The following is a 25,705-nucleotide window of genomic DNA, read 5'->3' as shown; positions in this document are numbered from 1 at the left end:
GCATCGACGCCGAAGCCGACCGACGCTGCGGCGCCGACCACCAGTGTCAGAACCATAAAGCTATCAATGTTTTGGTGTCAATGTTTTCTCTGGGCCGCGGCCGGTGTGGTCCCCTTAACGGTATGGCTCCCCGAACTGCTCCACGCCGACCCGCGCATGGCAACCAGGCACGTGCTGAGCGCACCCGTGCCCTGGCCATAGATGAGACCGTGCGATGCGTGCTGGAGGAAGGGTTTGCTGCTGCTAGCGCCAAACACATCGCCGAGCGGGCCGGAATGACCTGGGGTGTCATCCAGTACCATTTCGGTGATCGCGATGGCCTGCTGATGGCCGTCGTCGACCAGGGCTTCGCCGACCTGTTGGCCACGCTCCGGGCGCTTGCGCCGCCCGCCGCGGAGACCGACACCAGACAACGGCTGGATCAGGTGGTGAATGCGGCATGGGAGGCGATGTCAAGCGCTACGTCACGGGCTGCGATCGAGATTCTGATCGGAACCCGCGCCACGCGGGGAACCGCGGCCGCCAAGCATCTGAATCGTCTTGCAAAGACGTTTGCGGCGTTGGGTAGTGCGGTCGCCGCGGACCTCGATGCCACGCAGAGCGTCGCCCTTGGCAACCTTCTGCTGAGCAACCTTCGCGGACTGGTCGCGACCCAGCTGATCATGGCCCGACCCGTCGATACCGCCAGCGACAGAGCGATACTCGCCGACGTCATCAGTAGTTACATCGATAAGGACCGTTGACGGAATGCGTTCTACGGGCGCCGGGCCTTTCCAATTTGGCGACCTGACCATTGCTCGATGCCCAGGAAACTTCACGCGCGCACGTCACCTGATGCGTGTGTCAACGGAGGGTGTTGCTGCGGGTGTTGCTCGCCCGGTGATGGCGGTCGTGCGGACGGCCGGAGGCACGTCGCTCACACTCAAGTAGATTTCAAGCGCAACTCGGCTCCCAGAAAACCTCTGGAAATTCCGTGAATCCGATCAGGACATTATGGGCCGACAACTGTCGAATGGGCGAGTGAAGCACCGTCTCCTGCATCACCAGTGCGCGGCTGCGCTCGGCGCGCTCCTGACTGCCGCCGGGAGGCCTCCTGGGTGCCGGACGTTGCGGTGCCATGGTGTCTAGATCACCACACGACCAGTCGACATGGTGTTCACGGCGCGCCACGGTGTCGAGTCGCTGGGAGCTGGGACCGTCGCGACAGGGGGAGACTGCTGCGCAATCCTTTTCACCCGGCAGTTTTCAGCGACAGATATCCGTCTGGCCCGTTTAGCTAAGTCGCTGTTGTTGGGTCGGCCCTGCTGACGCCACCAAGCAGTTCGAACGGCCCCACGTGTCGACGCCGCGACACGCGAAACTATTGAACCGCCGACCGCCATCGCGGTCGCTGTAGGTGGATCTAGAACTGACCCGCACATGGAGCAGGGACAGCGTCGGACACCCAGCGCTCTCGTACGCTCGCGCAAGGTGCCACCCTCGATCTTCCTACGCGGCACTTGTCAGCTGCACCACAGACGACGGCGAAACAGCCGCGGCGTCTTTGGTCGGCAGCCCGAGCTGCATGCTCGACACAGTCAGCACACCCAGTGTCGGAATGATCTGCTGGTACGTGCCCGCCGAGGCGACCAGCTGCAGGGTCACCGTCTCCCCCGGCCGCAGCGTCTGCGCCACCTGCTCCAGCGCAACGGTGACCGTACGCGTCTGCCCGTCCAACGTCACCAGGATCGGAGTGACATGACTTCCGAGCACCAGACCGGTGGTGTCGTCGACCAGCTGGGCGAAGACGTGGCGACTCGAGCCGGTGCCGGAATAGGTGAAAGTGAGCTGCGGCGCCCCCACGATGTAGGTGGTCGCGGTCGCCGCCGGGACAGTCAGGTTCAGCGCGTTGATCGCCTTCGTACCGAACGGAATCAACGGCAATCCCGAGCCGCCGAGGACCGGAAGCAGCGGGAGCACTCCACCAGCGCTGCTCGAGGCGTTCGAGGCTCACTTCAACGCCGCCGGGATTGCCGAGCGAATGCACGTCGAGTCTTTCGAGCACCTACTGATCGGCGGCGTCACCGGCGACGGTGGAACGGTCACCTTCACAGGCAGCGGGGTCACTGCCGAGTGCGACGGCAGGACGCCGATCCTGGTCGCTGGCGAAGCCGCCGGCGCGGTCCTGCCCTACGGATGCCGAATGGGCATCTGCCACACCTGTATCGGCAAGCTCAGCAGCGGATCGGTGCGCGACCTGCGCACCGGTGACGTCACTGGGGCCGGCACCGAGATCCGCACCTGTTTGAACTGCCCCGACGGCCCCGTCACTATTGAGCTTTAGGAGACACGGTATGTCCGAATCGATGATCGAAAGCCCGCTGGCCCGCCTCAGCGCCGAGGAGATCGAAGCGATCGGTAGGGAATTCGACGCCATTCACGAGGAGGTCTTCAACAGTCTCGGTGACCGCGACGCCGACTACATCCGCAGCATCATCGCGCTGCACCGCCAACTCGCACTGTTGTCCCGGGCGATCCTGCTCGGCTCCCGCTACAAGCCGGCGTGGATCCTCGGCACATCGGTGCTGGGGATCGCCAAGATTCTGGAGAACATGGAGATCGGGCACAACGTGATGCACGGCCAATGGGACTGGATGCAGGACCCGCGGATCAACTCCGCGTCATGGGACTGGGACGCCGCCTCCACCCCGGAGGCGTGGAAGCACTCCCACAACTACGTTCACCACACCTATACGAACATCCGCGGCAAGGACAAGGACCTCGGCTACAACGTCATGCGGATAGATCCGCACCAGGAATGGCGCCCGATCTATCTGCTGCAGCCGCTCTACAACCTGCTCCTGGCCGCCTTCTTCGAATGGGGTGTCGCGGCCCACGACCTCGACCGCGACGCGATCAAGGCAGGCACCAAAGACAAAGAGGAATTGCGCCGCCAACTCCGCGGGATGGGCAGCAAAGCCTGGCGCCAGATCGTGAAGGACTACATCGCCTTTCCATTGCTGTCGGGTCCGAAGGGTTTCAAGAAGACCCTCGCAGCGAACTTCACCGCAAACATCATCCGCAACGGGTGGTCCTACGCGATCATCTTCTGTGGTCACTTCCCCGATCAGTGCTACACCTTCAGCGAGGAAGAGGTCGCAGACGAGACGCGGGGCGGGTTCTACATCCGTCAACTGCTCGGGGCTGCCAACATCGAGGGCTCGCCGATCTTCCACGTCCTCTCGGGCAATCTCGGCTACCAGGTCGAGCACCACATCTTCCCGGACATGCCGGCAAGCCGGTACGCGCAGATCGCCCCGAAGGTCAAAGACATTTGCCAGCGCTACGGTTTGCCCTACAACAGCGGTCGGTTCGGCCGGCAAATCGGGTCGGTGCAACGCACCATCCTCCGGCTGGCATTCCCCGGCGGCAGTCCCGCAGCCAAACCCGGCCCCTACCAGCCGGTCGAGGACGACACCATCACGCGCCCGTTGATCGCCGTCTAACGCTGAGTGGTTCCGCGCACCTGGCGAAGCTTGGCCCAGTCCCCGGCCGAGCCATGAGACCTCGGCCCGTCGCCCTCGCGGCAAATCTTTGAGCACCTCAGCCCGCGCGGTGCCTAGGGCCGAATCGAGTTCGGCGGCCCTGTGGAGGAAACGAAGCGATTCGCGAGACAGACGGCCGTGTAAGCATCGTGAGACAGTCCAAAAACCCTAGATCGAACGCCGTGGTCGACCGGATATACGAACGGCGACAACGGCGCAGCCGTACCCGCGGCGACGCCGGCAACGATGAGGAAGGCCCAACGGATGAATGTTCATCCCAGCCACGAACAGCAGAAATCGACGCGGACCGGTCCGTCGCCGCTGCTTCCCGGTGAGGATCCGTTTCATGAACCGCCGGCCGGGTTCGAAGCGTTGCCGCCGGGCACGGTCCTACGCGCCCGCGAGATCGAAATCGCGTTGTTCGGCATTGTGCTGCAGAGGGTTTCGGCGTGGCAGCTGCTATACCGCAGCAGTGATCTGAACCTGCGTCCGGACGCCGCAGTGACCACGGTTCTGCTGCCCGCCTGCGCCGATCCGCGCGAGCCGCGACCGGTGTTGGCCTACCAGTGCGCGATCGACGCGGTCGTCGACCGGCACTTCCCGTCGTATGCGCTGCGCCGCGGCGCCCGATCACCCGGCTGTGTCCCGCAATTCGAACTGCTCGTCATCGCCAACGCGTTGCGCCGCGGATGGGCGGTGTCGATCGCCGATCACGAGGGACGCGGCGGGCACTTCGGCGCACCGCGCGAGCCGGGCTATCGGGTGCTCGACGGCATCCGCGCGGCGACGTCCTTCGAGCCGCTGCTCCTACATCCGGATGCGCCGGTCGCGGTGTGGGGCTACTCCGGGGGCGGCATGGCCAGCTCGTGGGCCGTCGAAATGGCTCCCTCGTACGCGCCCGAACTTCGCATCGTCGGCGCCGTCCTCGGCGCCCCCGTGGGCGATCCCGGACAGACGTTGCTCAAACTCAACGGCACCTGGCTGGCCGGATTGCCCACGATGGTCATCGCAGCGATCCGCCACGTCTATCCCGCCCTGGACCGCCTGCTCGACATCCACGTCACCCCCACCGGGTTGCGCCGACTCGACGAGATCACGACGGTGGGCACGATCGCGGCCATCAAACGATTCCGGTACGACGACCTCGACGACTACATCGACGTCCCGCTCGCCGACCTCCTGGCCTCACCGGAAGTCGCCCTCGTCATCGACGACCTGCGGCTGGGCATGCGCGCGCCGACGTGCCCGCTTCTGGTGCTACACCCAGTGCACGACCAGTTCATCGACGTCGCCGACGTCGACGGCCAGGTACACCGCTACCTCGACGCCGGGGTGCACGTGCAATACCTGCGCGACCGCCTCAGCGAACACATCACCCTGATGCCCCTGTCGGCGCCGACAGCGCTGAATTGGCTGACCGACCGCATCGACGGACGGCCGCTTTCCCCGCCGGGCATCAAGACGGTGTGGTCGACAGCAGCGTCGCCATCGGGGATGCGCGGACTCCTCGCCATGGCGCACGTCGCAATCCGAGTCCTCATGGGTCGAACGTTGACGCCCCGGTCGTGGAAGCAGCACCCCGTTGATGTAGAAGATCGCCAGCCCGCGGCCTAACGTCTGGCTCAACTGGAGCACCGGCTCCGGGTCGCTCCGCGCGGTTGAAATAAGCGTGCCGCGTTGAGCCACCTCCAACCACGTTTTTTGGCCGCAGGCGACAAAACATCCCGGAATCGTTGACCCCTGCGGGCAAGATTTTGTTCCAATTTTCCGCCACACTTTACAAACGACGGGACAAACAGGGGCGTACGTGAGCAACCGCCGGGAATTTGGTTCGGTGATCAGCAGCCGTCCATGATCGCGTCACGTCAAGTGGCGGTTGCCAGCCCGATTGAGCGCGTCGAACCAAGGGACGCAGGAAAGCGACTTCACCATGGGACACTTCCGCAGCAACATCCGTGACATCGAGTTCAACCTGTTCGAGGTGTTGGGCGTGGACCGGGTGTTCGGTGTCGGCCGATTCGGCGAGTTGGACGTGGAGACCGTACGCGAGATGCTCGCAGAGATGGTGCGGTTGGCCGAGGGGCCGATCGCCGATTCGTTCGCCGACGGTGACCGCAACCCGCCGGTGTTCGATCCCGCGACCCACTGCGTGACGTTGCCCGAAGCCTTCAAGAGATCAGCGCGGGTGGTGCTCGACGGCGGCTGGCACAAAGTGGGCGTGTCGGCCGAACTTGGCGGCATCCCGGTGCCGCGCGCGCTGGTATGGGCGCTGCAAGAGCAGGTGCTGGGCGCCAACCCCGCCGTCACGATGTACTGCCTCGGCAGCGGGTTCGCCCAAATCTTCTCCGACATAGCCACCGACGAGCAGAAGGAGTGGGCGAAGATCGCCTCCCAGCGCGACTGGGGATCATCAATGGTGCTCACCGAGCCCGACGCGGGCTCCGACGTCGGTGCGGCCCGCACCAAGGCCGTCCAGCAGGAGGACGGCTCCTGGCACATCGACGGGGTGAAGCGGTTCATCACCTCAGCCGATTCCGACGACCTGTTCGAGAACATCTTCCACCTGGTGCTGGCCCGCCCCGAGGGCGCCGCACCAGGCACCAAGGGTCTATCGCTGTTCTTCGTGCCCAAATTCCTGTTCGACTTCGAGACCGGCGAGCCCGGTGAGCGCAACGGCGTGTTCGTCACCAACGTCGAACACAAGATGGGCCTCAAGGTCTCGGCCACCTGCGAGCTCTCCCTCGGTCAGCACGGCGTCCCGGCCAAGGGGTGGCTGGTCGGCGAGACCCACGAAGGCATCGCGCAGATGTTCGACGTCATCGAGCAGGCCCGAATGATGGTCGGCACCAAGGCCATCGCCACCCTGTCGACCGGGTACCTCAACGCACTCGAGTACGCCAAGACCCGCATCCAGGGCGCCGACCTGACCCAGATGACCGACAAGGCCGCGCCGCGCGTGAGCATCATTCACCACCCGGACGTGCGCCGCTCGCTGATGACGCAGAAGGCCTACGCCGAGGGCCTGCGTGCGATGTACCTCTACACCAGCACCTACCAGGGCCAGGACGGCGTCGCCGAGGCGTTGCACGGCATCGACGCCGACCTGGCCGTGAAGATCAACGATCTGCTGCTGCCGATCGTCAAGGGTGTCGGCTCCGAGCAGGCCTACGCCAAGCTGACCGAGAGCCTGCAGACCTTCGGTGGCTCGGGCTTCCTCCAGGACTACCCGATCGAGCAATACATCCGCGACGCCAAGATCGACTCGCTCTACGAGGGCACCACCGCGATCCAGGCGCAGGACTTCTTCTTCCGGAAGATCGTCCGCGACAAGGGTGTTGCGCTGGGCTACGTCGCAGGAGAGATCGAGCAGTTCATCAAGAACGAGTCTGGCAACGGCAGGCTCAAGGCCGAGCGCGCCCTGCTGGCCACCGCGCTGGCCGACACCCAAGCGATGGCGACCGCGTTGACCGGCTACCTGATGGCCGCCCAAGAAGACATGACCAACCTGTACAAAGTCGGCCTGGGCTCGGTGCGCTTCCTGATGAGCGTCGGCGACCTGCTCATCGGGTGGCTACTGCTGCAGCAGGCTGCAGTGGCGATGAAGGCGCTCGACGCCGGAGCCGGGCTGCCGGCGACATCCAGCCAAGGCGCCAGCGGCGCAGACCAGGCTTTCTACGAGGGCAAGATCGCGGTGGCGTCGTTCTTCGCGAAGAACGTCCTGCCCCAGCTCACCAGCACCCGCGGGGTTCTCGACAACCTCGATATCGACATCATGGAACTCGACGAAGCGGCTTTTTGACGCAACCGCACCGGCCCGTTCGATGACCGAGCAACGATGTACTGCTCCCGACATTGCGTGCTCGACGCCCACCGGACGGGGGGCAGGCGAATCGATGAGCCTTGTCGAGCCGCTGCCGCCGATGCCCGAAGGACACCCCGACGTCTTCGATCGATCGTGGCCGCTTCGCGTTGCCGACGTCGACGCGACCGGCCGACTGCGCTTGGACGCCGCCGCACGACACATACACGACATCGGGCAGGACCAAGCCATGGAGTGCGCAGCGAGGGCCTGTCCTGGAGGCAGAACAGCTCATCACCGATCGGCTTGCCCACCCCCAGGACCGTCAATCCGCTCATCGGATGCTGAGACTGAGAGTGTTTGGCGGGACTGTGTTGGCTCGACGCCCAACGCTACCGTCAGTTCGAGGATCGTGCGGGGATCGTTCAAACGTCCACCGTAGAGTTCACGCAGCTGGCCGAGACGATAGCGCACGGTCCCCGGATGGACGAACAGTTCAGCAGCGATGTCATCTCGTCGTCCATGGTGAAGAAGCCAGGATCGCAAGGTGACGATGAGGTTGTCGCGCACGACGGGGCGCAGCTCGCTTAGCGGCGCCAGCGTCTGCGAACGGAGATCTGCTAGCGCCTCGCTGTCGGCTCCCAGCACCAACTCGGTCAGGAGGCGTTCGGTGTCGGTGACCGGTCCAGCATCCAAGTTCATCACCAGTGCCCGTGCCACCCGACGCACCGATTGGCCTGCCTGCATCCACGGCCGCGCTGGCCCGACGACACTTCCTTCTATGGAGAACGACGATAGGAACTCCTCACGTGCGGAACCCCCGACATCGGGGACCAACACCAACGACATCGGGCGTTCAATGGGCCCCACCGCGTCGTCGGGCACCTCCAGGGTGCGACGATCGATCATCATCGCCGTAACCACCGCCCTGCCGCTGCGCACCGCCACGGCTGTCAACGTTCGCGGCGGCGACCAGTCGGCGCGCTCCGCGCTGACGAGCAACTCCTCGGCGCTCGCCGAACTGATCAAGCGGCGTGTCAACAGTTCCCGCGCGCGTTGGCGAGCTAAACCCGTCTTGGCGAGTTCGTCGGCATGCCCGGACACCGCCGCCGCCGACAACCGGTCCATGTACGCGAAGATCAGCTCCGCGAACACGGCGAGCTGATCTCCAGGCAAATCGTGAGTGACGGCAAGGCTGCTCCACTGGCGCCAGACCGTACGAGCGCCGACCCGATAGGCCGCCAACAACATCTCCGGACTGCGACTAGCGCGGGCCTCAGCCCTGCCCAACGAGTAGCCCCCGTCCAAAGCGGGATCCTGCGCTGGTGACGTGTCGGGGTCCTTCCCCTCGGCGACGAGTTCGATGAAGACGGTGATGGTCTGATCCACGGCATTCTCGATTAGGCGCCGCTGAGCGCCGACGGCATCGGCATAGGCGGGCACCTCGGTCAGGACACGGGCGATGGTGTGCTGCGAAAGCAGGGGCAGTCCGTCCCGAACGGCACGCAGCAACGAGGGCGGCAACCGCAGTCGCAGCGACTGACCGGCCGCTGCCTGCGGATCATTCGACAACGTCATGCGATCCCGACAGACCGTGTCCGTTGGCCAGGAAGAGTAAATGGTACTTCACGGAGGGACCGTTCCGTTGAATTGTTGTCCGCTGAGTATAGGGCCCCCGTACCAATGCGCCGCAGGTCAGGCGCCGCGCCGTCGTCCACCGTGTCACCTTCAACGCCGCACATCCTCGAAAGCCGGCACTATCAGCTTTGCCGAAACCTCGGCGACTGCGACTCGTTCGAGCTCGACGCCGACACGGTGTTCGTGCGAAGCGGTCACGCGCCGAAACTCGGCAAGTGGTATGTCCCCCGGCTGATGCGCTACGACTCGACCAGTGCCTTAAGGCGCTTCAGCGAGCGTATGCCCTACCTGGCGGGTCGCGAGTCGGTCGGCAATCAGGCCCAGCACACCGCCCGGCGCCTGATACGACAGACGGAATGTCATCTGGGTCCGGCCGTCCCCGTCGTCGCGCAGCCGGAAGCGTCCACGCAGAGTCACGCCTGTGATGCCGATGAAAGCCAGGTCGCGCGGCTCGCCGAACTCGACGATTTCGATCAGGCCACCGACCGGCACTGAACCGATCTTCCAGTGCGCGGTGTAGCGAGCTCCAATCCGGGCCGGGCCGTCGGTGATCGTTTCCCACCGCGCCAGGTTCGCCATGAACGTCGGATAGCAGTCGGGGTCGCCGATCACTTTCCAGATGGTGTCGCGGTCGGCGGTCACCACGCACCGGCGCTCGACGCGCATCAGCCGAGCACCGGGAAACGACGTTCGGCGGCCAGCCGGTCCACGCCGGCTTGCAAGCTGGCCATCACCTTGTCGTGCCCGGCCTGGTCGTCGCCGTCCACGTCGATCGGGTCTCGTACTTCGAGCGCGATCTTGGCCGGCAGCGGAATGTGTCCGGCCAGGTCGCCGATGTTCAGTCCCCACGGCAGCGCGAGGGAGATCGGAACGCTCTTGAGCCGCAGCAGTTTGTCGGCGAGCAGCAGTTTGGCCAGCCACTGACCCCGGTTCAGGAACAGCGCGGCCTCCTGGCCGCCGACGCTGGCCAACGTGCACTCCGCCGATACCACACACGCCGTCCTGGGTGAGCCGCCAGCCGAAACCCTGTTTTTCGTGACCATGTCCGCGGTGTACGGATGTCGCGGCTCAAGGCCGAGCAGGTCGTCATTAGGCCGCGGGTCGGCGATCTCGTGTGTCGGCGGGTGGTGGGCTCCAGGACCGGGGGGTGAGCCGTCGGCCCAAGACGACCTTCGCGGCAACGAGAGCCATGTTGAGCAGTCCGCGTATTCCGTTTAGCGACGCTGCTGTCGACCACACCGTCTTGATGCCCGGTGGGGGAAGCGGCCGTCTGGCGATGCGGTCGGTCAGCCACTCCAGCGCTGTCGGCGTCGACAAGGGCATCAGGGTGATGTGCTCGCTGAGCCGGTCGCGTAGATATTGCACGTGCGCCCCGGCGTCGAGGTAGCGATCGACCTGCCCATCGACGTCGGCGATGTCGATGAACTGGTCGTGCACGGGCGCCACGACCAGCAGTGGACAGGCTGGCGCCCGCTGTCCGAGCCGGAGGCCGTCGATGATGGTGACGATTTCTGGTTCGGCGAGCAGGTCGGCCATCGGTATGTCGAGGTAGTCGTCGCTCATCCCGCGCCGGCGCCGCTCGAATCGTATCGGGCGTTCGTGCCGCTGCCCGCGTTCAACGCGGACTCGAACTTCATCCAGTTGAACCGCGACATACTCGACCTGCCCCTCCCGCAGGCAGACCCGTACGCGGCAGCGGCCACCCAAGAGCAATGCCGACACATGCTGGCCCAACGTCGTGCGCGATCCGGGTACGCGGGACAGGTCCGCGATCGATTGGTGCAACAGCCGGGGAATCTGCCCGACTTGGAGGCCGTCGCTTCAGAACTTCACATGAGTTCGCGCACGCTGCGGCGCAACCTCACCAAAGAAGGAACCTCCTACCGGAGCCTCGTCGATGAAGTTCGCGAGCGTCTCGCCGACGAACTCCTCGCCACCGGCGCACTCAGCGTCGCCGAGATCGGCCGACGTTTGGGTTATGCCGACACACCAAGCTTCACCTCCGCCTTCAAGAGATGGAAAGGCGACGTTCCGCCGCGTACATACGCCAAATATGTTCGGCAGCAATCCAACCGAGGCTCAGACTAACGTTTAGCCGGATGAACAAGCGCGTGCCCAACACCGACGACGACGCCACCGAGCTGTTAGCGATACCTGCCATATGAGCTTCGGCCTGGCCATCTCAGCCCGGCCATCTCACGACCGTACCGGCATGACAAAGCCGAAGCGGATTCCGGTAGCCACCAGGAGTTGTGCGGAAACCCATGAATCCCCGTCGTCGTCTCGTTACGTTTTCTGTCTCGGAGGGCGACGGTTCCCAGCCAATCTGACTAGTCACCACGATTGCAGCATGTGACCCCGCCGTCACGCGTTGGCTCGTTTGTAGAAACGAGACAGCCAGCCGACGCCAGTGCCGACCGGATGTATCCGCAGTTAACGTTGTCTCATTTCCTGTCTTGTCTCCCATGTCGGGCGATCATGATCGGTTGGGTGGACAACTGTCGAATGGGCGAGTGAACACCCTGGGCCAGACCGTGACCAATCAGCGCCAGCGCAACACCGAACCACCCGAACTGCTTCGACGGAAAGTCAGCGTTATGAACCGCCTGGTTAGCGGGACGGTCCGACAACGGGTCATAGCGGCGTTCATCGTGAGATGGGATGCAGCCCGTTCGAAACACGGTTAGCGCCGAATTGACCGCGTCGATGAGACGCGCGAGAAATTCCCGCTGAAACTGTGCGATTTCCGAATGCTCAAGCGCTTCGTAGTTGTCGGGGTCAGCATGAGTGGCTGCCGAGTTACGGAGGCCGAGGAGGTCTGTCTGTAATTGCTTGACAGCAGCCGGACCCCACGACGTTCCTACCACGTGCTCAATTAGGTAACTCAACTTGTCGGTGAGCGACCCCAAGACCAGCGCCAGCAATGTTGGCTTGCCATATGCGCCAAGAAGTGCCGACCGTGCGATAGCGTCGGCGTTCCCCTGGTGATTCGAACCGTACGTACTCTTGAGCAGAATTCGGTGATACGGCTCCAGTCGCTCCTCACTGAGAACAACCGCAGGCGGCGACGCCGGCCACGGCCGAGCCAAGTCTTGGGCGGCGGCTGCGAACATCGTATGAAGGTTCGCGTCCTGGGCCGATAGGCCCACCATCAACGTCAACCGGTCCGCGTACAGCACCTCGAGGCGCTTGCGCATCGGCCTGTTCTCGGGTTGCTCAGTCCATCCCGAGATTTGTGATTCGCGAGCGACGAGGAGCCCTCGATACCCGGCCTCGTCAGCTCGGGCCCGCACGGCACAGCCGTGTAACTTGATGACCTCGATACGCCGCCCGGCGATACGAAAATCGTCTCCTTTGACGACCACCCGAACCAGTGAACCGAACGCCGGAGTCAGTTCATCCAAGGCCTTCTCAATGAGGCCATCCCAGTTCGCCGTGACCCCAGATGTGACGAGCCCTTCGAGCATGAGGATCGCGATGCAGTAGTGCTCCACATCCGGCTCAAGACCCGGTGACCCATACGTCGTCGGGACGTCAAGACCTGTCCACACAAGGTAGTCGTCGGGGTTCTCGTCGCCCACGGCAATTTCAAGCACTTGGGAGTATTTCGTGACCAGCGTCGAGACCATACGGTCCTTAAGCGGCCAATCTCCGACCGTCATAGAGAGGTCGATGCTGTCTAGTTCCTCGCGAGTCATGCCGGTGAGCCGCAACACTTCATCGAGGGCTGCGTGATAAACGCAGTCCGTTTTGCCGTCGATGATGTTCGAACGGAGGTGCTCTACGACGCGCTCGAGGAGTTCATAGACATTCGGCACTCTCTCGCGAGAGATTCCAGAGCCAAGCCACAGAACGTATTGGCCCTCGTTGAATGCGGCGGCGAAATCTGAAAACGCCGCCGACTGAAACCGCTCCAAAACAGCCGCTACAGTCCTCACTGGTTCAGTCGTCATCTCGCCCCGTCCCAAGTCCATGTATCGCTTGATCGCGGACGGCCAGCAACCCCCATCGCAACCAGGCCATATTGCCATGGACGAGTACTTTGCCGGGACTCCCGCGGTCCATGATCACCCGTCCCGAGTTGGTCGCTAAGTCAGCGATAGGTCCGGTCGCCCGCAGCTTTGTGCCTTGACGATGTGTCGCGGCATCGGATCGCGGCCATCGAGACGTGATCTAACTGGCGCGCTCAGCGTGGTCAACGCAGCCCCCCCTACCGCACGTCCCCGCCGCACCCTCAACCCACGTCCAGCGGCACCACCGCGGCTTACTGTTGAAGGATGGCGACGCCCACCCCCAGCGAGCCCCGACCCAGCCCGAAACGCTGAGCGAGCAGTCTCGACGCCGGATACGTGCAGCTGGCCACAGCGTTCAACAGTGACCCCGCGAACGCCGACAAGACGTACGGCCCGCGACTAACTATGCGCGGCCGATCCGACGACCAACTGTGAACTGTGAATCTAGTTGCCCCTAGCGGTGTTTGCCGCGATCATTCTCGTGGTCGTGCTGGCGGTTCAACGCAAGCAGCCGCGCACACTGCTGACCCCTGCTGGGCGGCAAGACAAGTAGTGATCTCGCCGCGGTGCAGCGGCGGGTCGCGTTGCACGGCTATGCCGTCGCTCATGGGTTGCGCCTGCTGTACGTGCAGCAGGTCTGCAAAACCAGCGTAACGGGTGCAAGGCGCGGGTAACGATCTACGGCGACAGCAGGTAGACGTGGCCTGAGGCCTGGTTCTGGCGGAACAGGTAGCGCCAGGTCGGTCGTCGCGGTCATCGTCAGCGAGGGTCGGATTCTCACACCCGCCGCGATGGCGTGCTGTTCGTCAGCTCCCAGGACCACCCCGGAGTGCACGCCACCCATGACGCTGCCACCGCGCTCCGGGCGCAACGCCACCGCCATCGACCGCCGCCACCGCTACACCCACCTCATCCCTAACCGCGCTCCCCCATTCCGTCATCGAATTAACCTCCTGCTCAACGCATCTCACCGGTACGCGCTCGCCACCCCACTGACTTACCTCAGCTCCACTCGCCCGCACCCCCGTTTCCACAGACGTAAAGCCAACACACCTCTTGCATGAAGGTCACGGTTTGGTAACGGCGGTTGGGAATGTTGCTTCTGGTGGTGGTTTTTTCTGCGACTGGCTCCGTACTTTCGGGCTCATGCGGGCCAAGGGGTGCATGCGGCGGTGATGTCGATGCACAAGCTGACCGCCGGGGACGGCTACCTGTACCTGGTGCGGCAGGTCGCTGCCGCCGACAGCACCGAGCGGGGCCGCTCCAGCCTGGCTGACTATTACTCGGCCAAGGGCGAATCGCCGGGCCGCTGGATGGGCCGCGGCCTGGCTGCGTTGGCCGACACAGGAGCCCGTGAGGTCAGCGATGAAGTGCGCCGAAACGTGTGGGCCGTCGAAGGCGGATCGGTGGTCACCGAGGAGCAAATGAAAGCCTTGTTTGGGCTGGGTTGGCACCCCAACGCCGACAAAATTTTTGCCCATCTGTCCCCGCGATTGCGCGTTCAACCCGCGACCGCGGCCGCACAGTTAGGCCGTAAATACCCTGTGCGGGACGAGCGCTCGTCGGAGTTCACCCGTCGTGTCGGGAAAGCTTTCCGCGCTCACAACATCGGGGCCGGTCTGGCGGGCAACGCCACTATCGACGATGACGTGCGGGCAGGCATCCGTACACAGGTGGCTCGGGAGATGTTCGCCGAGCAGTTTGGCCGTGACCCCGCCGATGAACGGGAGCTGTCAGGGTTCGTCGCGCGGGCCACCAGGGCACGCACTACAGCGGTGGCCGGCTATGACTTGACGTTCTCTCCGGTGAAGTCGATTTCGGCGCTGTGGGCGATTGCCCCGCGAGAGATTGCCGAGCAGATCGAGGCCGCTCACGAAGCCGCGGTGGCCGACGTGTTGGAGTGGCTGCAAGACAACGCCGCCTTCACCCGTACCGGCACCAACGGTGTCGCACAAGTCGACACCGAAGGGCTCATCGCCGCGGTGTTCACCCATCGCGATTCACGTGCCGGGGACCCCGATCTACACACCCATGTAGCGATCGCCAACAAGGTGTCTTACCTCGACCAAAATGGGGTGCGCCGCTGGCTCGCTCTGGATGGTCAACCGCTGCACCGGCTCATCGTGGCGGCTTCGGAGATGTACAACACCCGCATGGAAGTTCACACCATCGACCGGCTCGGTGTGGACTTCGCCGAGGCGTCCCGTGGACGGGGTAAACGACCCGTGCGCGAGATCGTTGGGATGTCAGCGGAATTGATGATGCGTTGGTCGAGTCGCGGCATCGCGATCAAGGCCCGCACCGCCGAGCTGGCCAAGCAGTTCCAGCACAATCACGGCCGCGAACCCACCACCATCGAATCCCTCGCATTGGCTCAACAAGCGACCCTGGAATCGCGCGAAGCCAAGCACGAACCGCACTCTTTCGCAGAGCAGCGCACCACCTGGCGCACCCAAGCTATCGAGGTCCTCGGCCACGATGGATTGGAACGCATGCTGGCCACAGTTTTGGGCCCCCGGCGCGTCCAGAAGGCACCGGAGATCACCGCGGAATGGGTGGCGTCGCGTGCTGTCGCAATCATCGCCACCGTGTCCGAATCGCGCGCGACCTGGCAGGCCCACCACGTGCGCGCCGAAGCCCTTCGGGTCGTGCGGAACGCGGGTGTCGCACACGTGTCGCAGCTTGTCGAACGGCTCACCGACACAGCACTTTCTGAGGCGTTCTCGGTGCCTCACGCCCGTGTCGAGGACGGCGAGTTGGGTGAGCCTGTCGCATTGCGTCGCCGCGACGGTTCAAGCGTCTACAGCCGCCACGGCGTGGCGACCTACACCAGCCGCGAAGTTCTCGCCGCAGAGCAGCGCATCCTGGCCGCTGTCGCACGCTGCGACGGCCGCGTCGCCACCACCTCCGAGGTCGATATCGCGCTGGCCGACTCGGCCGCCCGCGGCAAGCCACTTAACCCCGGTCAGGCCGCGCTCGTCGAGCAGATGGCCACCAGCGGACGCCGCGTCGCATTGGCGCTGGCGCCCGCCGGGGCGGGCAAGACCACGGCCATGGCCGCGCTGGCGCATGCGTGGCGCAGCTCGGGTGGACATGTCCTCGGATTGGCCCCGACCGCGGCCGCGGCGATCGTGCTCGGGGAGGATTTGGGCGCGACCACCGACACCCTCGACAAGTACGTCCACTGCGCTGATCCGGACAACGCCGCGACGTTCGGAACACCGCAGTGGTTCAACGACATCGGACCGGACACGTTAATCATCGTCGATGAGTCCGGCATGGCTTCGACCGCGGGTCTGGACGCGATGATCGCCGACGCGCAGCGCAAGGGCGCGAGTGTGCGGCTGGTTGCTGATGACTGCCAGTTGACGTCAATTTCGGCTGGCGGGGTGTTGCGCGACATCGCTACTGAGACCGGGGCGCTAACGCTTTCGGAAGTCGTGCGGTTTCACTCCCGCGCTGAGGCCGCGGCGTCGCTGGCGCTGCGCGGCGGCGATCCGGCCGGGATCGGCTTCTACATCGACTCCGGTCGCATTCACGTCGGTACCGAACAGACCGCCGCGGATACCGCGTTTTCGGCGTGGCTGGCCGACCTTGACGCCGGGCGCGACAGCCTGCTCTTGGGACCCACCAACGCGATCGTCGACGACCTCAACGCCCGCGCCCGCACTGCGCGTCTGGCCGCCCTCGTCGACGCGGATCCGAACTGGCGGCAGGGTCGGGAAACCGTGCTTGCCGACCAACTCCGTGCCAGCGTCGGCGACGTCATCCGCACCCGCCGCAATGCCCGCTGGCTGCCCCTGTCGGGCACTGATTACGTCCGCAACGGCTACACCTTCGAAATCCTCGATGTCGCCCGTGACGGGGCGTTACGGGCTCGTCATCGCGGCACCGGACGGGAGATCACCCTGCCGGCCGATTACGTCACCGAACACGTCACCCTCGGCTACGCCGCCACCATCAACGGCGCCCAGGGCTCCACCGCCGGACACAGCTGCCATGTGGTAGGTGCTGAGCACCTGACCCGCCAACAGCTCTACGTCGCCCTCACCCGCGGCCGCGCCGAAAACCATCTCTACCTGTCGACCGCCGAAGCCGACCCGCACCGCATCCTGGCTCCCAAGGCCACCCACCCCGACACCGCCGTAGACGTTCTGTCCCGGATCGTGGCCCGCGACGGCGGCCAGGTCTCAGCCACTACGGCCGCCCGCCAGGCCGCCGACCCGACCCGCAGGCTCGCCGCGGCCGCCGACATGTTCACCGACGCCCTCGGTGCTGCGGCCGAGCACCAGCTCGGCGCGGGTGCCCGCGACCGTCTCGACGCCCTCGCTGAATCCGTGCATACCGACCTCAGTACCTGCGCGGCGTGGACCGTGCTGCGTCGTCGCCTGGCCATCCGGGCGCTCTCTGGAGCCGATCCCGGCGAACTGTTGGCCGCCGCCCACGCTCGAGGCGGCCTCGACGATGCCGCCGACGCGGCCGCGGTGCTGGACTACCGCATCGACCCCACCGGTTCCGCCGGCAGCGACTGCGGGCCGCTGCGCTGGCTGCCCGCCGTCCCCGCCGCCCTGGCCGGCGACCCGCAATGGGGCGACTACCTGCGCCGCCGCGAAAGCCTTGTCGAGGAGCTGGCCGCGCAGATCCGCGAACAAGCCCGAGCCTGGACCCCCGACACCGCGCCGAACTGGGCGCAGCCCCTAGTCACGGCAAACCCCGCCCTGGCCGCAGAAATCGCCGTGTTCCGGGCCGCCACCGGGGTCCAGGACGCCGACACCCGCCTCACCGGCCCGCACCAATACCCGGTGGCCACCCGCGCAATCCAAGACCTGCTGCACCGCCACGGCACCGACGCGATCGAGCGCGATGGCGCCGACCCCACCCGCTTCAACGACCTTCTCGACAAGGTCGACCCCCGCATCCGCACCGACGCCTACTGGCCCACCCTGGCCGCCCACCTCACAGGAGCCGCCCGCGGCAACGACATTCGCGCTGCGATCACCGCGGCGGCCCAGCGAGGACCGCTGCCCGATGAAATGCCCGCCGCGGCGTTGTGGTGGCGACTGGCCGACGCGCTGTCCCCCACCGCAGCCCTACCCGATCGGCACGTCGTCGACCCTGCCACCGCCCAGGGCGACGGCACGCGCGCAAGCATGCATGCCACGGAGAGCGCGCTCGTCGAGGTCCTGGCCGCCTCCTGGCGCAACGCCGACCCGCTCACCCTCCCGCGGCCGCTCACCGACCCTGCCGCGGTCGCGCTGTCGGTGCCCTACGTCGTGGCCACTGTGGTGGCCGAGCGCTACACCCCCGACCTCGCCGAAGCGATCCACACAGCGGCCACCGACGCCAACCGCCACCACGTCCGCGTCACCGCGACACCACAACCCAACCGGCTGAGCCTCAACCACCTCGCCGAGCAGATCACCATCCACGAACCCACTCGGCGCGGGCCGGTCATTCTCGTCGAGGACGCCGCGGCCGCCGACCCCGACGCCCTCGCGGCCGTGGCCACCGCCCTGGTCTCCGCACACGGCCGACTCCTGCTCATCGACAACGGAGAGCCCGGACCCGCCCGACGACTCCTCGACGGACTCAGCCTCCCCTGGGCTGAAAAGACCCGCCCCGCACCCGACATCGACAATCCCAGACTTGCCGCCGCCGCAGACGAACACCGCGCCCTCGCCGCCCGCAGCTGGCGCACCCTCACCACCGGACCCACACGCGATCGGGGCAGGAATCGCGACCGCGGACACGGCCTCGACATCGACTGACGGACACGCCATCACCGCCGCATAATTCCAGCGGTCAAGCTGTTTCCGGGTGCCACCATTCGTGGCCCGTGCGGCAGTGCGCCACGGCCTGGGGGTCGAACACCTCGATATCGCGGAACACAGCTTCGCACTCCTCGACTGAACAGCCGAACTGCGTAAGCTCTGTCATCCACATCATCAGCGGTCGTGCACTTTCACCGGTTGTGGGCCACGTGGCCCATATCCGGCCGTAGGTGGCGGCCACGCTGTCAAGGAATGCCGCACGCACCGTGTCATGGGCGATGTCGAACTGTCCTTGAGCTTGCTCCGCGTAGGTAGCGAGCTGCGGTATCCCGAACTCGCGTTCCAGCACCGACGGAGCGGCGAACTGAAGCGCAGCGCGCCAATGCTGTTGCGCAGTAGAGATATCGGGATTTGGGGCGCTTGGCCGGATGTACAGGAGATATTGGCCGCCCTCGGTGTAGTCGGCCTCTCGCCAATCGGGGTCGCGCCCAGATATCCGGATCCTCGGCGGTGCTTCCAGTGTGGTGCGATCCCAACTCAAGACGGGCGGGTCAAGAGAGGCGTTCGCGCACACCATCTTCAGCGTCGCACCGATCTGTTCCAGCCGGTGGGCGTACCCGGTCAGCGGATAGCTCGGCGGTGCCGAGGTATCGCCCAAGAGACCGTCCCCGGTGGACACGTGAAACTCCCGTGCCCACAGAGATGCTTGGTCGATGGTGTTGGCCAGCTCGGCATGCCAGCGCTCCAGCTCAATTCTCCAGGCCGCGCCGTCCGCTCCCTCTGGAGTCGTCATCGGGGAGCCACGTATTGGAGGTCCTCTTCAACGCTGACGAGAGCCTTGACGATCATGTCGCGCAGGTGAGGGTCGCCGGTAGCGGCTGCGGCGTAACACATGTCGGGGAGCGGCAGCGGGCGCCTGGACCACCCGCCAATGTGTTCGGCGGTGCGCGCAGCGATCCAGTGCGCCCGGTAGTCGGCCAGAAATTCGGTGGTGTCGCAGGGATCGGCGTCTGCGCCGGTGTTGGTGGCGTAAGCCGGTCGGCGCATCGCGGTCATGACGTTGAGGGCTTTGGCCGCCTTGTCATAGTCCGCCCACTGCTGCAGGGTTGGCTCTCGGTCGCTACCGCGAAGCGCCCAGACCCCGCGTAGCGCATCGTGGATCCCGCCTTCGATGACTTGGGCCTGGGTTGTCGCTGCAGCGATCAGCGCCGCGGTCACCGCCGAGACGATCCGGTCCTGAAAAATTGGGTGGGCGTCCATGATGCGCAGCAGCCGCGGATACACCTCGGGCCACAGCACCGCCAGCCGATGCACGTGCATCTCGTCGAGCACCGGGGCGGGCACATCGACGCCTGGCTGCAGCAGCGGATTGACCTCGCCTGAGCACGACGGTGGATGCTCCACCCCGGCATCACGCAAGACGCTGACCCCCGCCGTGGTGGCTGCTGCGACCAGCTTCCAGCCCCACTGCGCGCGCAGCTGGGCGTACTCGACAAGAACCCGCGCAGGATCACTCCAGCCAAACCACCTCTGCCGAAAATCATCGTCCAGCAACGGATCTATGGAAAGTACTCGCACCGAGCGCGGAACGAACACCCCCGCCGGGATGTAGCTGGACCCGTCATTGGAAGTGATGACCGTCTCGGTGTCGCTCGGAGACCGGAACACCCCGACCGACCACCCCGCCGCGGGATTGCGCGCCATGTAGGCCGCGTGCTGCAGCTTCCAGACCAACTCCCTGGCTGCCGCTGCGTCAGCCGACTCGCGGCGCTCCCGCGCGGCCGCTGTCTGGCCCGCAGCGACCACACTGGCCGGAATCAGAGTCGGTCCCGCAGCCGCACTAGCTGCGGACGGGGCGGGCGCTGCCGGGGCATTCGTCGAGCCGAAAGTGCCCACGGGCACGGTTGGCGCCGGGGGCGGCGCACCCGCTGGGGGACCCATCGAACCCGGCGGCAACATCATCGGCGCACCACCGCCACCGGTCCCCGCGCCGGTAGGCGAGGCAGCCGGGGCGGCGGGCGACACCATGCCCGGATGCACCGCGGCCGTCGAGACGCCCCCACCGGGAGCCGCCGACACCGGGGGTGCCGCATGCCCACCACCCGCCGATAGGGCCGGAGACGGACTCGCCGGCGCTGGAGGCGGTGCAGACGGCATTCCGCCACCCATCCCCGCCGTCGTCGACATTCCCTGATTGAACGCCGACGACAACGGCGACGCGCTGCCCGCACCTGACACGGCTCCTGAGTTCGACAAACCACTTGCTGCGCCGCGCATCTGACCGAGACCGCCACTCTGCGGGTTAGACCCCATCCCCGGCATGCCGCCACTTCCCAGACCGCCGGGCATCTTCGGAACCCCACCGGAACCCATCCCGCCGCCACCCATGCCGCCCATAGACGGCATACCGGCGCCGCCGAGCGCTGAAGCCGCTGACGAAGAAGTCACGTCAGGCGTCGGCTGCGTTTCCGGCCCGGTCGCAGCATTGATCCCCTCATCACCTGCGGCCGACTTGCTGCCGGGACTAACTCCAGGCTGCGTGGTTGACGTACCTGCAGGATCGGTCGGCGCGTCGGCCACAGCCTCGGGTGCGTCAGCCCCGGCTTCCCGCTTTTCGGTGTAGCGGTAGGGGTTTTCGTCCTGTTCAATACCGGGCGACGTGTGGTCGACGGGCTGGACTGGTGGAGCGGTGGGAACGTCGCCCCATTTCGTCAAAAGGTCGAGTGCCCTTGTGTTTTCGGTGCTCGCCTTGAACGAGGTATGCGATGCCATTGCGGCAGTCACTCCCGCCTCGGTCTGGTATCGGGCTATGCCGTGGTACTGGGTCACCAGGACTTCGGCTTCGCCTGGGAGCTTCGCGCTCGCGATCTTGGCGTCTGCCTCGCGGACGAGCTGCTCCTGCCCCGAGCGCGTATCGCGCAGCACCGTGGCGATATCGGCGCACTTGTTGGCGCACTTGTCGTGCCACTCAGCGATCGTCTTGGCTTCCTCGGCCAACACCGCGTTCACCCGATGAACCTCGTCGAAGCCCTGCGAATCCGCGGCATCGCGAAACTCCGCGCTGTCAGTGACGATCTGCTGGTGGATTCCGTCCCACGACGTCGCACCGGCCCGGTAGGTCTGCTCCTGAATGTCCCAGTGCGTAGCGTCCGGCGGCTCCATGTCCGGCGTAACGATCAGCCGCCCATACGATCCGTCAGACCCTCCGACAGCCGGCATCAGCGCAACCCGCACTCGGACGTGATGACATCAATCAGATCGTTACCGCGTTTTAGTTCGCGAGCGGCCTCGTCCCAGTGCCGCATGTTCAGCGCGTGCAACATGTCGATGTTGGCCGCCATCCAATCGTGCAGCGGTATTGCTGTCGAAGCCGGTGTGGCGTGAGTCAGTTGCGTACGCAGGTACGAAACCGCGGCCATACCGGTACGTTTCTCCGTGGCCAGCGCGGCGAGGCTCTCCGGGCTTATCCAGCTCTGCTCCAGCGCCTCGGCGCTGGACCTGCTCGCCAACGCCGTCGACCGTGCCGCCCGATCCCACTCCGAGCAGGCCGCCGCCTTCGCGGCCGCGGTGTCGCTGCTGCTGTAGGTGGGTGGCGGCGAGGGAACCACGTTCACCGTGTGCTGGCTCGGTTCGACCGGATGAGTGAGGGCCAGGCCGCTGGTCACCACTGCACCTATTGCGACCGCGAACGCCGCCCTCGCGGCGGTGATCCCGGTGCGATGACGCCACCGGCCCCTCATGGTCATGACACGACGGTATCGCGAGCGAGTGACACCGGGCCACCGCCGAGGGCACATTCGAAAGAGCAAATTTCCGCAGTTCTGTTGCCTATAGGTAACACTCGACAAATCAGCGCTGGTGGAGGGTGTGCCTGAAGTGGCCGAGATTTGAGCAGTGAAACCTCGCGAGTGGAATCGAAGTTCGACGACAACGAGGCGAAAGCCAGAAGCGAGCGCCTGAGTGCGTCGCCCACCACGATGAGCCCGTCCGTTCCCGCGCCGGATGTCCCAACTTCCCTATCCTGGAGGGGTGACAAGCGAGGACGGTAACGCTGGATCAGAGCTTTCTCTGCCGCCAACTCCCCCGCGCCGCTTCGGTCAACTGCCCGAACTCGCTATCCCAGGTGACTTCGACGAGCCGCTACCCCCTACCGAAGTCGCGGTGTGGGAAGAGCCTGACCCGGCCGACGAGGACATAAGCGCTGCACTCGACGACGATGACTGGCCCATCAATGAGGCAGACCTGTGAGGATCGCTGCAGGAGTCAGAAGCAGACAGCACGCTCAGCGAGGAGGAGATCCACGCTCGCTACGGCATACCGAGGTCAGACACTAACGGATGAAATTCCCGCTACCTCCGACTCGCAGGGGACAAACGACGGACTGACCCGCCGAGGTCGTCGACTGCGGCGAGCTCGCCGCGCATCTACGAGGGAGCCAGGCCGCCGAGTCTGCGAGGAATGCCTTCACTCGTCGAGAACTACGGGTGGTTCAAATGTTCTGCTGCCGTTGTAATCACGTTCGAGCTGGTCACATAGATCAGCCATTGCCTTGCGGATGAACTGTTGTTGAGTACTGATGCCGGTATGGGGCCGCGTCCACGCGATGGTGTTGACCATGCGCTCTTTCAATTCTTCAGGCACCGAGAGCAAAATATCGACAGACTTTCGACCAGGGACGCTCCGACCGACCCCGACGTCCTTACCTGCAGCGCACACAACACCGTCCTTGATATCTGAAATCAAACAACGCAACTCGGACATCGAACTCCGTATTAGGAATGCCCGCCAGAATCAGGACGCTCATTCTTCGTGCAGCCAAGCACTCTTGCTATTGAGGCAACAGGACACCGCCTCCGGCGATGCAACTTTTAGGTCGCGCAGTTCCAAGACGCACTCCTCGAAGCTGAACCCTCCGTCAGCCAGTGCCTTCATCCATGCCATGAGTACCCGTCCCTCATTGGCCTGGGAAGCACGAGCCCAAATCCGCCCATAGGTGACCGCCACCGAGTGTGCGTAGGCTTCACGAACCACTGTCGAAGCGTCGTCGAAGAGCGCTTGTGAGATCGAGGCATACCGCTCCAGCCCGTCAGTGCGAATACCGCAAACACTGAGATACATTGCTGCGTTTGTCACTTCATTTCGCCAAAGATCCTGCAAAGTCGAGCGATGCGCGCTTCTTGATTGAAGGACGTGTACGAAGTCTGCGCCGATCACGTATGTCGGTGACTGGATCGCAGCCCCGTAACTGAGTGGCGTTACTGACACTTCCTGGGCGCTCATGCGGCCTTCGAAAGAGGAGGCCAGGTTGACGCACGCGCCCCCAAGAAGCCTCCAAAGCTCCATGAGGTAGTCAGCATGCTGCGTGAGCGGGTATGTCATGAACACCGACCCATCAGGTAGGACCTCGGCGGTTGAAACCCCGAAAGATCTTGCCCAGAGTGCTGCTTGTCCAATGACATCCGCAAGTGCGGCATGTCTCCTGCCGAGCTCGAATCCGCGGTTATTTGCCTGACTCAGTTCATCGTTCACAACATGCCTCCGTGACTTCGGAGAAGCCAATCGGACCCATTGTCACCGTGACCACAACGACGAGGCGCGCGCGTTCGACGGGGCTCAACTGGCATCGCCCTAAGCCTGCAGCCGACGTGGTGCGGTACACACCCCCAGGCTACCGGTACAGCGCGGTGATTGACCACCAATCCAAATATATTACCTAACAACAGTACTGGTCGCCCCCGGCTGACTATCAGGGACGCATACGTTCATGGACTAATGAATGCTTCACCAGTGCACAATGAGTCGCCAACTAGGGGTCAACTAGCACTCAACTAGTGATCAACCATGCTGCTGCAAAACTATTTTCGGGTTGCCCGGCTCGTACGGGTAGACCACAGGGGGACGCATATCTGCGGTCCCTGCGTGGATGTTTCTGATGCCCGCTTGCGCAGACGACATGGCCGGTCGCGGCGGAGCGCCCCGCACCGTTCCAGATTCGCCTTTTGTCCGGGCGGGATGACGACAGGCATTGAAATCTGACTAAGTTGCCCAACGTAGTGGACGCCGTTTCATCCGTTCAACTACGTTCCGGTTAACCGAGATTGCTACAGCTCGTGACAGCCGGAGCGAGCGTGCACGACGTCCGTCCGAGCGTTCGCCTTTAGCCGTTCGAGAGAGTGTGGAAACCGAATGATCGACGCAATGATTTTGGTAAGTAGGGGCGATAGATGAGTTGGATAGCACTCAACTGGTCAATAAGTATCGAGGTCGAGACTCCTATCGAGCGTCTTATCCTCGTGCTGCTAGCGAACCGCGCAGACCAAAGCCTCTCCTGCTACCCGTCCCTAGGTACGCTCGTGTCGGAATCTTGTGCTGCGCGAAGCACGGTCCTAAAGGCGCTCAACAAGCTGGAAGACGCCGGGCTCGTTGTGCGAGTTGCTCAGTACCACAAATCCGGAGCCAGACGCCCAAGTCACTACCTCCTCAAAGTTCCCGATGCGACGCACTCGCGCCCCAGTCTTGATGTCGGACTCCCTCAGTCCGCCAACGCGACCGGGACCGTCCAATCTCCAGACCGAGACGGTTCGCCTCCCGGACCGCCGGAGGTCCAATTCGCGGACCCCTTGAACCCTTCAATAGAACCACCACCCGAACCATCATCGGCCTCCGTGCTCGAGTCTCTTCCCACGCCGTGGCGAATTAGCAGGAGAGAAGCGAAAAGACTGTCACCGGCAATCGAGGAGGCATTCGCGGCGGGCTGGACATCGCAAACGTTGTTGGCCCACCTTTCATCCCGGCCTGAGGGAGTCCGTAATCCCGCTGCCGTTCTTGCGTCGCGGCTATCAGAGCTGCCAACCCCACCGACCTTCTCCGTCCGGCGAAAGAGGCCGTGGTGCGGCGAGTGCGAAGACCCCTTGTCGCGCACGATCACAGTCACACAGGCGGGCGGCACATAAGCAGCGG

19 protein-coding genes and 2 pseudogenes are annotated in these 25,705 nt (G+C 64.7%); 10 read left to right on the top strand and 11 right to left on the bottom strand.

Annotated elements, in window-relative coordinates:
- The first annotated feature begins 80 nt into the window (after positions 1-80).
- Positions 81-743: a TetR/AcrR family transcriptional regulator gene (locus TX88_RS11425; protein WP_322786857.1), complete on the top strand. Its 663-nt coding sequence runs from the start codon at positions 81-83 to the stop codon at positions 741-743.
- Positions 744-1,488: 745 nt separating this feature from the next.
- On the opposite strand, the gene TX88_RS11420 is transcribed toward TX88_RS11425, so the two are convergent.
- Positions 1,489-1,959: a hypothetical protein gene (locus TX88_RS11420; protein WP_084621882.1), complete on the bottom strand. Its 471-nt coding sequence runs from the start codon at positions 1,957-1,959 to the stop codon at positions 1,489-1,491.
- 61 nt (positions 1,960-2,020) lie between these two features.
- On the opposite strand from TX88_RS11420, the gene TX88_RS35570 reads away from it, so the two are divergent.
- The 5 genes and pseudogenes from TX88_RS35570 to TX88_RS35725 form a co-directional block, all read left to right on the top strand.
- On the top strand, positions 2,021-2,323 hold the full coding sequence (locus tag TX88_RS35570) for a 2Fe-2S iron-sulfur cluster-binding protein (RefSeq protein WP_084621881.1): 303 nt from the start codon (positions 2,021-2,023) through the stop codon (positions 2,321-2,323).
- 10 nt (positions 2,324-2,333) lie between these two features.
- Positions 2,334-3,485 (top strand): fatty acid desaturase family protein, encoded by a 1,152-nt coding sequence (locus TX88_RS11410; protein ID WP_084621880.1) that lies wholly within the window; start codon positions 2,334-2,336, stop codon positions 3,483-3,485.
- 303 nt (positions 3,486-3,788) lie between these two features.
- Positions 3,789-5,138, top strand: coding sequence for a lipase family protein (locus TX88_RS11405; protein ID WP_044516851.1), 1,350 nt, complete (start codon positions 3,789-3,791; stop codon positions 5,136-5,138).
- 316 nt (positions 5,139-5,454) lie between these two features.
- Entirely contained in the window at positions 5,455-7,323 is a 1,869-nt protein-coding gene (locus TX88_RS11400) for an acyl-CoA dehydrogenase (RefSeq protein ID WP_044516850.1), read from the top strand.
- 94 nt (positions 7,324-7,417) lie between these two features.
- Positions 7,418-7,579 (top strand): annotated as a pseudogene (locus TX88_RS35725) (acyl-ACP thioesterase domain-containing protein); the annotation flags it as partial.
- 38 nt (positions 7,580-7,617) lie between these two features.
- On the opposite strand, the gene TX88_RS35720 reads toward TX88_RS35725, so the two are convergent.
- From TX88_RS35720 to TX88_RS11380, 4 genes and pseudogenes are all read right to left on the bottom strand, one after another.
- Positions 7,618-8,766, bottom strand: coding sequence for a PucR family transcriptional regulator (locus TX88_RS35720; RefSeq protein ID WP_244438405.1), 1,149 nt, complete (start codon positions 8,764-8,766; stop codon positions 7,618-7,620).
- Positions 8,767-9,219: 453 nt separating this feature from the next.
- Complete coding sequence (locus TX88_RS11390; protein ID WP_110917924.1) at positions 9,220-9,627, bottom strand: SRPBCC family protein; 408 nt, start codon at positions 9,625-9,627, stop codon at positions 9,220-9,222.
- Positions 9,627-9,932: pseudogene (locus tag TX88_RS11385) on the bottom strand (glycerol acyltransferase); the annotation flags it as partial. The gene TX88_RS11390 and the pseudogene TX88_RS11385, both read right to left, overlap by 1 nt.
- Positions 9,933-10,050: 118 nt before the next feature.
- Positions 10,051-10,497 carry a lipase family protein gene (locus TX88_RS11380; protein ID WP_244438506.1) on the bottom strand — a complete coding sequence of 149 codons (447 nt, stop codon included), beginning with the start codon at positions 10,495-10,497 and terminating at the stop codon, positions 10,051-10,053.
- Between the two features lie 186 nt (positions 10,498-10,683).
- Here TX88_RS11380 and TX88_RS35060 point away from each other — a divergent pair, with 186 nt between their 5' ends.
- Positions 10,684-11,049 (top strand): helix-turn-helix transcriptional regulator, encoded by a 366-nt coding sequence (locus TX88_RS35060; RefSeq protein ID WP_280113234.1) that lies wholly within the window; start codon positions 10,684-10,686, stop codon positions 11,047-11,049.
- Positions 11,050-11,405: 356 nt separating this feature from the next.
- Here TX88_RS35060 and TX88_RS11370 read toward each other — a convergent pair whose 3' ends face one another.
- Positions 11,406-12,914, bottom strand: coding sequence for an SIR2 family protein (locus tag TX88_RS11370; protein WP_162563123.1), 1,509 nt, complete (start codon positions 12,912-12,914; stop codon positions 11,406-11,408).
- Positions 12,915-14,149: 1,235 nt separating this feature from the next.
- On the opposite strand from TX88_RS11370, the gene mobF reads away from it, so the two are divergent.
- Positions 14,150-18,742, top strand: coding sequence for a MobF family relaxase (mobF, locus tag TX88_RS11365; RefSeq protein ID WP_209446970.1), 4,593 nt, complete (start codon positions 14,150-14,152; stop codon positions 18,740-18,742).
- 34 nt (positions 18,743-18,776) lie between these two features.
- On the opposite strand, the gene TX88_RS11360 is transcribed toward mobF, so the two are convergent.
- From TX88_RS11360 to TX88_RS11350, 3 genes are read right to left on the bottom strand one after another with little or no spacing between them, the layout of a single operon-like run.
- On the bottom strand, positions 18,777-19,538 hold the full coding sequence (locus TX88_RS11360; protein WP_044516845.1) for a hypothetical protein: 762 nt from the start codon (positions 19,536-19,538) through the stop codon (positions 18,777-18,779).
- On the bottom strand, positions 19,535-21,964 hold the full coding sequence (locus tag TX88_RS11355) for an EspK C-terminal domain-containing protein (RefSeq protein WP_044519312.1): 2,430 nt from the start codon (positions 21,962-21,964) through the stop codon (positions 19,535-19,537). The genes TX88_RS11360 and TX88_RS11355 overlap by 4 nt, the downstream gene beginning before the upstream one ends.
- A complete protein-coding gene (locus tag TX88_RS11350; protein WP_084621875.1) occupies positions 21,964-22,491 on the bottom strand; it encodes a hypothetical protein in 528 nt (175 codons plus the stop codon). The genes TX88_RS11355 and TX88_RS11350 overlap by 1 nt, the downstream gene beginning before the upstream one ends.
- Before the next feature lie 283 nt (positions 22,492-22,774).
- Between TX88_RS11350 and TX88_RS33285 the strand changes: the two genes are divergently transcribed.
- Entirely contained in the window at positions 22,775-22,993 is a 219-nt protein-coding gene (locus tag TX88_RS33285; RefSeq protein ID WP_244438404.1) for a hypothetical protein, read from the top strand.
- A 216-nt stretch (positions 22,994-23,209) separates the two neighbouring features.
- Here TX88_RS33285 and TX88_RS33280 read toward each other — a convergent pair whose 3' ends face one another.
- Both TX88_RS33280 and TX88_RS11345 read right to left on the bottom strand, forming a co-directional pair.
- On the bottom strand, positions 23,210-23,506 hold the full coding sequence (locus TX88_RS33280; protein ID WP_210741815.1) for a hypothetical protein: 297 nt from the start codon (positions 23,504-23,506) through the stop codon (positions 23,210-23,212).
- 39 nt (positions 23,507-23,545) lie between these two features.
- On the bottom strand, positions 23,546-24,274 hold the full coding sequence (locus TX88_RS11345; protein WP_044516842.1) for a hypothetical protein: 729 nt from the start codon (positions 24,272-24,274) through the stop codon (positions 23,546-23,548).
- A gap of 695 nt (positions 24,275-24,969) precedes the next feature.
- On the opposite strand from TX88_RS11345, the gene TX88_RS33275 reads away from it, so the two are divergent.
- On the top strand, positions 24,970-25,698 hold the full coding sequence (locus TX88_RS33275; protein ID WP_084621872.1) for a helix-turn-helix domain-containing protein: 729 nt from the start codon (positions 24,970-24,972) through the stop codon (positions 25,696-25,698).
- Positions 25,699-25,705 lie beyond the last annotated feature (7 nt).

Origin of the sequence: Mycolicibacterium septicum DSM 44393 (genome assembly GCF_000455325.1) — a bacterium.
In the GTDB taxonomy this organism is placed as follows: Bacteria; Actinomycetota; Actinomycetes; order Mycobacteriales; family Mycobacteriaceae; genus Mycobacterium; species Mycobacterium septicum.
The sequence above is the reverse complement of the archived record's forward strand: the minus strand, read 5'-3'. Positions and strand labels throughout refer to the sequence as shown.